Source organism: Microbacterium sp. P2_F9 (genome assembly GCF_056403635.1).
Map to the genome: position 1 here is coordinate 1 of NZ_JBFUFC010000163.1, position 8,834 is coordinate 8,834.

Consider the following 8,834-nt stretch of genomic DNA (forward strand, 5'->3'; position numbering starts at 1 on the left):
ACACGGGGCACATCGACGATGCCGACGTCCTCGAGCAGCTGAGCCGCGATGCCCTTCGCGGTGCGGGAGCCGACGCCGCGCAGGCGCTTGATGGCGCCCCCGAGCTGCCACCCGATGGTGAACATCGGGTCGAGGGCGCGGCTGGGCTCCTGCGAGATGAAGGCGATGTCGTGGCCGCGCACCTTCGCGAGGGTCTTCTCATCTGCCTGCGCCAAGTCGGTGGCACCCCATTGGATCCGCCCCGAGCGCACGGAGAGACCCGGTGACAGGAGGCCGAGGATGGCGTAGGAGGTCACACTCTTGCCGCAGCCGGACTCGCCGACGAGCCCCATGACCCGGCCCGGCTTGACGTGCAGCGAGACTCCGGTGACGAGCGCGGGGCCTCCCTCGACGCCGAGGACGAGGTTCTCGATGATGAGCTCGCCGTCCGCAGCGGCTCCCGCCGGGGTGCGGGTGGTCAGGTCGGGGGCGCTCGTCTCGATGTTCTGGGCGGGCAGCGTGGCGACGGCCTCCGGAAGGGTCGGCTCCACGGGAAACAGCACGGTGGCTTCGGCGGGACCGTCGGATGCCGCGACCGGCGCGGGCGCGAGGGCGACGACATACTCGGCATCCGGAGCCGTCGTCTTCTTCTTCCGTCGGCGGATCGCGATGAGCGGTGGCGGAGTGGCGGCCCCGCCGGAGATCACGTCGGCGAGCGCGTTGGCGGCGATGATCGTGAGCGCGAGGACCACGCCGGTCGGCACCATCATCCAGGGCTGCTGGAAGATGAAGCGCGCGGCAGTCTGGATCATGCCACCCCAGGTGGGCTCGGGCGGCTGCGGGCCGAGGCCGATGAAGGCGAGACCGGCCTGCATCATGATGCCGACGCCGAAGAAGAGCACGAACTGCACGATCACCGTGGTCGACATGTTGGGGAGGACATGGCGGAAGCTCGAGGCGGTCGGACGGACCCCGTCGATCGCGGCCGCCTCGACGAAAAGCTGCTTCTGCAGGTTCTTCGCCTGACCGAACAGCACCCGGTACAGGGCGCCGAAGAGCAGCACGCCGAATAGGGCCATGACCAGGGGCATGTTGGTCCCGACGGCGGCGATGAAGGCGAGGATGATCACGGTGCCCGGGAGCGACATCACGATCTCGCTGATGCGGTTCATCGTGCCCTCGGCGCGACGGCTGCGCACGGCCCACAGCGTCACCGGCACGGTGATCGCGACGGCGACGATGGGCGGGATCAGGCCGATCGCCATGGTGGAGGCGGCGGCGGTCACGATGCGCGAGAGCAGGTCGCGGCCGAGCTCGTCCGTGCCCAGGATGTGGGCGGCCGAGGGCCCCTGCAGCACCGCCGAGAGGTCCTGCTCGAGGGGGCCGTACCGCAGCCACAGCGGCGAGGTGAGCGAGGCGAGCGTGAGGCCGATGAGCCAGATGAGCGAAAGCACGGCGGTCGGGGAGCGGAACAGCCGATTCGCCCGCTTGCGCTCCGCGCGGCGGATCGTGAGGATCGCGGTCGTCGAGACGGTCATGATGTGCGCAGTTTCGGGTCGAGGGTGCGGTTGAGCGTCTCGAGCACGACGTTCACGACCACGACGACGAGCGTCGCGATCAGGACGAGGGCCTGGACGAAGGGCAGGTCAGCCGATCCAACGGCCGACTGCATCGCCTGGCCGATGCCAGGGAGCGCGAAGAGCACCTCGATCACAGCGGAGCCGCCGAAAAGGACGATGAACTGCACGGCGATGGTGGCGAGGATCGGGAGGCTGGCGCCGCGGAGCGCGTGCACGTAGATGATCCGCCATGTCGGAGTGCCGACGGCGCGGAGGCTGCGCATGTGCTCCTGCGCCAGGGCTTCCGACATCGACGCGCGGGTCTGCCGGGCGATGAAGCCCGCCGAGGTGAGCGCGATCGTGAGGACGGGGAGCACCAGCGATTTGAACCACTTATCCGGGCTCACGTCGAATGGCACGAACCCTGTGGCGGGCAGCAGTCGCAGCTGCACGGCGAAGACATAGACGAGCAGGATGCCGACCCAGAACGCGGGAAGAGAGAGCAGGATGCCCGTCAGCACGGTGATGAAGCGGTCGACAGAACCCCTGCGGACAGCGGCGACCACTCCGAGCGAGATGCCGATGATGGCGCTCACCATCGTGCCGCCCACCGCGAGGGCCGCGGTCACGGGCAGTCGCTTGGCGATGTCGGGCCCGATCGGACGCCCGTCGATCAGCGATACGCCGAGGTTGCCCTGCAGCACCTGCGCCACCCAGGCGAAGTACTGCTGGAGCCAGGGGTCGTACCAGCCGATCGATTCGTTGTAGGCCGCGACCTGCTCCGGCGTTGCGGACTGCCCGAGGGCGACGCCGCCGGGCGTCGAGCCGGAGAGGTGAACGAGCACGAAGGCGATCCATGAGGCCACGAGYAGCGTCAAGATCGCCCAGGCGACTCGCTTCAAGACGAAGATGAGCATCATCACTCCCTTGCGAAGCCGGTGCCGGCGACCGCAGCCGCCGGCACCGACATCAGGTTAGGACGCGGGCTGGAGCGAGGCGAGGAGCGGGAACGCCTCTGCGCCGGGGAAGGTCGGCTCGGCGACCTTCGCCGTGTTGTACGCCCAGGGCGCCAACTGCTCGAAGAGCGGGATGAGCCACCCGGAGTCCACGATCGCGCGGTTGAGGTCCTGCAGGGCAGTGGCCTGCGCCTCCTCGTCGCCCGAACCCTGCGCGGCCCCGACTGCGCCGGCCGCCGCCTGGATCTCGGCGTTCTCGGCGCCGTGGAAGTTGGCGAAGCCGAAGAGGGCGCCGAACACCGGGCCGAGCGGGTTGGTCCACTGGAACGGGATCGGTCCCCCGAGCGGCTCGGTCTGGACGACAGTGAAGAGCGCCTCGGTGGATGCCGCGTTCTTCAGGTTCATCTTCACGCCGATGGCCTCCCAGTAGGGCTGGATGGCCTCCATGTCGCGCTGGCTGCCCTGGCTGATCGTGAAGTCGAACTCGAAGCCGTCGGGGTAGCCGGCCTGCGCGAGCAGGTCCTTCGCGGCATCCGGGTCATACGCGTACTGCTCGTCGAGTTCCGGGAGGTAGCCGGGGTTGTCAGCAGGCAGGGCGTTCGCCGTGGGAACCTCGCCCGGGTGGACGGCATTCACGAAGGCGTCGCGGTCGATGGCCGTGGAGAGCGCCTGATAGACGAGCGGCTCCGCCCACTGGGGGCCGAGGGCTCCCACCTTGTCGAAGGCGATGATGTTCTGGATGGTTCCGCCGTTGGCGACGAGGCCGACTCCGGCCGACTTGACCTGATCCTGCGTCTCAGCCGCGAGGAGGGCGAGGTCGACTTCGCCTGAGATCGCGGCGTTCGCGCGTGCCTGCGGGTCGAGGATCGGCTTGAACTCGTAGGAGTCGAACGGGTACGCATCGGCGTCCGCGTCATCCTCCTTCTTGACGAGCAGATAGGAGTTGCCCTTCACCGTGGCGTCGGCATCCACCGTCAGGGGGCCGGATCCATCGGGAGTGGCATCGAGGCTGGACCGATCGGCGACGCCGGCAGGGCCGACGATCATGCCGGTCGGCGAAACGAGATTCGACTCGAAGCCGGGCTTGGGAGCTGCGAACGTGAGGGTGACGGTGTCGTCGTCGACGACCGCGACATCCTTGATCTCGTTCTGGCCGCCCGTCGCGAACGAGGAGTAGCCGCTCAGGTCGGGGTTGCCCCGGGCATCGAGGTTCTCCTTCACGAGCTCGGCGCTGAGCGCGGTGCCGTCACTGAAGGTCGCGCTCGTGTCGAGGTCCAGCGTGAGCTGCGTCTTGTCCTCGCTGTACTCGAAGTTCGTGACGAGCTGCGGGACGATCTTGCCGTCCTGGTCCAGCACGAACAGCGAGTCGTAGATGCCCTCGAAGAACATCCGCTGGCCGCTGCCATAGCGGATCGGGTCGTAGCCGAAGGCGGCCTGGTCGGAGTCGGTGGCGATGATGAGCTTCGCCGTGTCGGCCGCGCCGCCGCTCGCGGCGTCACCGCCACCCCCGCCCGAGCATGAGGTGAGGGCGAGAGCGGCGACCGCGACAGCGGCGATCACGCCGCCTGCTCGCGCTGTGATGATTCGGGACATCTGATCTCCTGTGATCGAGTGCTGCTGAGGACTTCGGTGTCAAGGGAGGGCCGCTGCAAGACCGGCTTCCCTCGACCAGAGTGACCGCGTCATGCGCATTTGGCCATTCGGATTCGCAAGCCATGCCGTTAGCGGATGCCTAACATGCGTCTCTGGTTGCTTCTCTCTAGTGAAACATGCTTTCATTGACTGAACAACCGGTGATCGAGGAGAAGAGCTCCCTGACCCGTGCCGCGAGGAGGCGAAATGGTCGACGATCGCACGGTGATCGCAGCGGAATCGACGGTGCGGATCGGACCTCCCGCGTTCTCGGCTCCCGGGACGGCAGAGCGACAGCATCCGATCGGCGCGGTCATTCACCCGTCGTTGACGTACTCCACGCCGGATGGGTACCGGCCGCTGCACATGGATGTCTACGTGCCCGCGGGGCTCCAGACGCCTGCGGCCTGCGTCGTCTGGATCCATGGGGGCGCATGGCTGTTCGGCAGTCGCCAGACACCTCCCGACTACTGGCCCGACGGCGCACTCTTCCAGACGGCGATCGATGCCGGACTGGCCGTGGCGTCCATCGACTACCGGCACTCGCGCGAGGCCTCGTTTCCCGCCCAGCTCCACGACGCGAAGGCAGCGGTGCGCTACCTGCGCAGGTTCGCCGATGACCTCGGCATCGACGGGAGCCGGATCGGCGCGTGGGGGGAATCCGCAGGCGGACACCTCGCCGCGCTGCTCGGCCTCGTGGACGACCCCGCACTCGAGGGCACGGACGGCGTACTCGGCGAGAGCAGCGCCATCGCCGCGGTCGTCGACTTCTACGGCGTCTCCGACGTCGACACACTCCCGCCGTTCCTCGACACTCTGCCGCCGGAGTGGGTGGCGCAAATCCTCGCCCAGGGTCCGGCATCCGAAGCCGATCCGACGACTGTGATCCTGGCCCGCACGCCGCTGGACCCCGCGAATGCGCGACGGCTGCTCTCGCCCGTCCATCACGCCCGCGCCGGTGGCCCGCCGTTCCTGCTCGTGCACGGGGACGCCGACGGCGTCGTTCCGCTCTCGCAGAGCGATCAGCTCCTCGAGGTGCTCGAGGCCGCCGGTGTGCCCGCGGAGCTGCTGATCGTCGAAGGCGGCGATCACGTCTTCCTGCGCGCCGACCCGCTTCCTCCCATCAGACGGGCCGTCGAATTCCTCAGCGCCCGACTCGCAGCCCCGAAAGGCACGCCATGACCCTGCCCACCTTCCCCGCCGACTTCCTCTGGGGCGTCGCCACCGCCGGACACCAGAACGAAGGCGACAACATCACGAGCGACACCTGGTTCCTCGAGAATGTGACGCCGACGATCTTCAAGGACCGCTCCGGCAAGGCGGCGAACGGCTGGGAGCTGTGGGAGTCCGACCTCGACCTCGTCGCCGACATGGGCTTGAACGCGTACCGCTTCTCGGTCGAGTGGGCCCGCATCGAGCCCGTCGAGGGCGAGTTCTCGGACGAGGCGCTCGCGCACTACGAGGCGATGGTGGACGGATGCCTCGCCCGCGGCCTCGCCCCGATCGTGACGTTCAACCACTTCACGTCGCCGCACTGGTTCGCGAAGCGCGGTGCGTGGCTCGATGCCGAGGCATCCGCTCTGTTCGCGCGGTACTGCGGCGTCGTGATGGACCGGTTCGGCGATCGCATCCAGCTCGCGGTCACCTTCAACGAGCCCGACCTGCCCGAGATGCTGACGTGGGCGCACCTGCCGGAGTTCATCGTCGAGCTCGAGCGCGCGACTCTCGAGGCCGCATCGCGCGAGGCCGGCGTGGAGCGCTACCGCGCCGGGAACGTCATGCTGCGCGAGGACTTCGCCGCGATGCGTGCGGGCATGACCGCCGCCCACCGGGCGGCCAAGGCCGCGATCAAGGCACGACGGTCCGACCTGCCGGTCGGACTCTCGCTCGCGATTGTCGACGACGTGGCCGCCCCCGGCGGTGAGGAGCTGCGCGATCGCAAGCGCGCCGAGGTCTACGAGCACTGGCTCGTGCTTGCGCGTGAGGATGACTTCATCGGCGTTCAGAACTACGAGCGCATCATCTATGGGGCCGACGGCATGGTCGCAGCTCCCGAGGGTGCCCAGGTCAACGGGATGGGGACTGCGGTCGAGCCTGACTCGCTCCGCGGTGCCGTGGAATACGTGTACTCGGTTGCACAGGTGCCCGTGCTGGTCAGCGAGCATGGCATCGGGACCGAGGATGACAGCATCCGTTCCGCCTTCATCGAGCCTTCGCTCGTTGGCCTCGCGCAGGCGATCGCCGACGGCGTGCCGGTGCTCGGCTACTGCCACTGGACGCTCATGGACAACTTCGAGTGGATCTTCGGCTACGGCCCGAAGCTCGGGCTGCACAACGTCGACCGCGAGACGTTCGAGCGGACCGCTAAGCCGAGCGCGAGCGTCTACGCCGGCCTGGTGCGCGAGGCGCGGGGGCTCTGACTCGGTGTCTTCGAGGTCGCCAGACCTCGAAGACACCCTCGTGCCTAGTCCGCGTGGTCGTCATCGGTCAATGCATCGAAGGGTGACTCGACGTCGCCGCGCCAGGCTTCCACACCCTCGCGGATGGCAAGTCCGGCGACGACCAGGGCGGCAACGGAGTCTGCCCACCACCAGCCCAGCAGGCTGTTGAGGATCAGCCCCAGGAAGACGGTTCCGGACAGATAGACGCAGAGGAGCAGCTGCTTCGCGTCCGCCAGCACACTCTTGGATCCGAGCTCGCGGCCTGTCCTGGTCTCGTACCAGGCGAGCAACGGCATCACGAGCAGGCTGAGGGCGGTGATCCCGATACCGAGGGGGCTGTGATCTGGCCCTTCCCGCGAGACGAGGCTGATGATCGCGTCGACGCTCACATAGGCGGCCAGGGCGAAGAACGCAACCGCGATCGCTCGGACCGTGACCCTCTCCCACCGCGCCGGATCTTTGCGCGTGAACTGCCACGCCACCGCGACGGCGGAGAGGACTTCGACCACGGAGTCCAGGCCGAACCCGATCAGCGCTGTGGAGGACGCGAGCGCGCCCGCGGTGATGGCGATGATCGCTTCGAACACGTTGTAGCTGATCGTGAAGGCGACGATGAATCGGACGCGTCGATGCAGTCGCTCGCGCCGCTCCGGCGACAGTGCGGTCATCGCACGACCTCAGAGCGGCCGGGGAACATACGGCGACCATACAGTCACCGCTCGACAAGGCGGGTCGACGAGGGGCGGTACGACAGGGCACAGCCGCATGGCGTCACGTGCGCCGTACGAGCAGGTCGGTGAAGCGGATCTTGGATTTCGTGATGGGTCGCCAGCGGCCGGTGGCGTCGTTCCACAGCGGCGCTTGGACTTCTGGGACGCCGTGGCTCATCCGGATCTTCCAGCCGTGCCAGTCGATGAAGCGATGGTGGTACCAGCAGAGCATCACGCCGTTATCGGTGTGCGTCGGCCCGCCGTTGTGGTGTTCGACGACATGATGGATCTCGCACCAGGCGGCGGGGACATTGCAGCCGGGGATGATGCAGCCGCCGTCGCGGAGCGCGATGGCGCGGCGTTGATGCCGATTGAAGACGCGCTCCTCTGTGCCGATCCGGACGATCCGGCCCGTACTACTCAGCAGGATCCTCTGGACGATCCCGGCGCACCCCGCCCGGTGCGCCGCGCGGATCGGCAGCGGCTCCTCGCAACCCTCGGCGTGTGCCCAGCCTTTCCCTTCGAGCACATCTGACTCGCGGGCCGAGATGACCAGCACCGGTGCCGCCCCACCGATCGTCGGCAGCGTGCCGGAAGCCGCTGCGGCGAACAGCGCGGTGGCGAGCGCGTCATGGCGGCGCTGCGGAGGAGTCCGGTCGTCGAGCGGAATCCTCTCATCGTCGTCGCTGTCGGCTTCGGAGTCGCGGTCGCCATCGCCTTCAAGGTCGCACTCGGGGCGGAATCGCACGCCTCCGGTGTCGTCGCGGCCGCGAGGGGAGTCGACGGCGTCGATGATCCGCTGCAGTTGGCCGGCGACTTCGGGGAGCAGGTTTCCGTGGCACGGCACCACTCCGCGCCGCGGCGTGCCGAGGGTGAAGCCGCGACCGTGCAGCGCCTCACGCTCCCGCGGCTCGCTGCCATCCGGGTCGAGCACCGTCGCCCACACCATGGCCTGCACCCGCAGCAGGTCCGCGCACGCCGGGGGCGCGGCATCAACCCCCTCCCCGCACGCCGCCGCTGCCAGCTCGGCCTCAGCGAGCAGCACGACCTCTCGGCCCACGCGCCGTTCGATCTCGGCCAGCGGTGTGGCCACGGCGAGCAGCCCGTCGACTCCGACATGACCGCGCAGCAGCGCGTCGCGCATCGCGGGGAACGGGGCACCCAGGGGCTCTCCGGTGACTAGAGAGGTCTCCTGCCGCACCGATCGGGCTGCGCGCTGCCACCGGGCCGCGGTCTGCGGGCCGGCCAGAGTGGTGCGCTGCACCAGCTCGCTCACGTTGTGGCACCCGAACCGGGACGTGAGCCGCTCGTCGAGAACGGCGGTCTCGGAGCGCTCTACCACCGCACCCACGGTCTCGATCACGACGCTCTCGAACCTGCGCATGATCCGGCCCGCCAGAGTCAGAGCATCGACCAACTCGGCGTCGTTGCCGAACCGCACCGACCCGCCCGCGAACAGCTCGTCAACCACCTGGTCGACGTGCTCGGCGAGTGACGTGAGAACGTCAGCTGCGGGTTGGTTCATACCCCCATTCTGGTGAGGGCCACCGACATTTG

7 protein-coding genes are annotated in these 8,834 nt (G+C 68.4%); 2 read left to right on the top strand and 5 right to left on the bottom strand.

The features are described from left to right. The 3 genes from AC1DVT_RS15060 to AC1DVT_RS15070 form a co-directional block, all read right to left on the bottom strand. On the bottom strand, nt 1–1,517 hold a 1,517-nt coding region (locus AC1DVT_RS15060), incomplete at its 3' end, for an ABC transporter permease subunit (protein WP_477389831.1). Then, nucleotides 1,514–2,455, bottom strand: coding sequence for an ABC transporter permease (locus tag AC1DVT_RS15065; RefSeq protein ID WP_477389832.1), 942 nt, complete (start codon nt 2,453–2,455; stop codon nt 1,514–1,516). The genes AC1DVT_RS15065 and AC1DVT_RS15060, both read right to left, overlap by 4 nt. Nucleotides 2,456–2,512: 57 nt before the next feature. Beyond that, entirely contained in the window at nt 2,513–4,087 is a 1,575-nt protein-coding gene (locus AC1DVT_RS15070; RefSeq protein ID WP_477389833.1) for an ABC transporter substrate-binding protein, read from the bottom strand. 246 nt (nt 4,088–4,333) lie between these two features. On the opposite strand from AC1DVT_RS15070, the gene AC1DVT_RS15075 reads away from it, so the two are divergent. Further along, nucleotides 4,334–5,308, top strand: coding sequence for an alpha/beta hydrolase fold domain-containing protein (locus AC1DVT_RS15075; protein WP_477389834.1), 975 nt, complete (start codon nt 4,334–4,336; stop codon nt 5,306–5,308). Then, nucleotides 5,305–6,546 (top strand): glycoside hydrolase family 1 protein, encoded by a 1,242-nt coding sequence (locus tag AC1DVT_RS15080; protein WP_477389835.1) that lies wholly within the window; start codon nt 5,305–5,307, stop codon nt 6,544–6,546. The genes AC1DVT_RS15075 and AC1DVT_RS15080 overlap by 4 nt, the downstream gene beginning before the upstream one ends. 44 nt (nt 6,547–6,590) lie before the next feature. On the opposite strand, the gene AC1DVT_RS15085 is transcribed toward AC1DVT_RS15080, so the two are convergent. Both AC1DVT_RS15085 and AC1DVT_RS15090 read right to left on the bottom strand, forming a co-directional pair. Next, on the bottom strand, nt 6,591–7,235 hold the full coding sequence (locus AC1DVT_RS15085) for a cation diffusion facilitator family transporter (protein ID WP_477389836.1): 645 nt from the start codon (nt 7,233–7,235) through the stop codon (nt 6,591–6,593). A 103-nt stretch (nt 7,236–7,338) separates the two neighbouring features. Continuing rightward, nucleotides 7,339–8,802 (bottom strand): HNH endonuclease signature motif containing protein, encoded by a 1,464-nt coding sequence (locus AC1DVT_RS15090; RefSeq protein WP_477389837.1) that lies wholly within the window; start codon nt 8,800–8,802, stop codon nt 7,339–7,341. Nucleotides 8,803–8,834: the final 32 nt, after the last annotated feature.

Excerpts from the sequence above, each read along its gene's own strand:
- AC1DVT_RS15070 (WP_477389833.1), bottom strand. The coding sequence starts at position 4,087 with ATGTCCCGAATCATCACAGCGCGAGCAGGCGGCGTGATCGCCGCTGTC.
- AC1DVT_RS15075 (WP_477389834.1), top strand. The coding sequence starts at position 4,334 with ATGGTCGACGATCGCACGGTGATCGCAGCGGAATCGACGGTGCGGATC.
- AC1DVT_RS15080 (WP_477389835.1), top strand. The coding sequence starts at position 5,305 with ATGACCCTGCCCACCTTCCCCGCCGACTTCCTCTGGGGCGTCGCCACC.
- AC1DVT_RS15085 (WP_477389836.1), bottom strand. The coding sequence starts at position 7,235 with ATGACCGCACTGTCGCCGGAGCGGCGCGAGCGACTGCATCGACGCGTC.
- AC1DVT_RS15090 (WP_477389837.1), bottom strand. The coding sequence starts at position 8,802 with ATGAACCAACCCGCAGCTGACGTTCTCACGTCACTCGCCGAGCACGTC.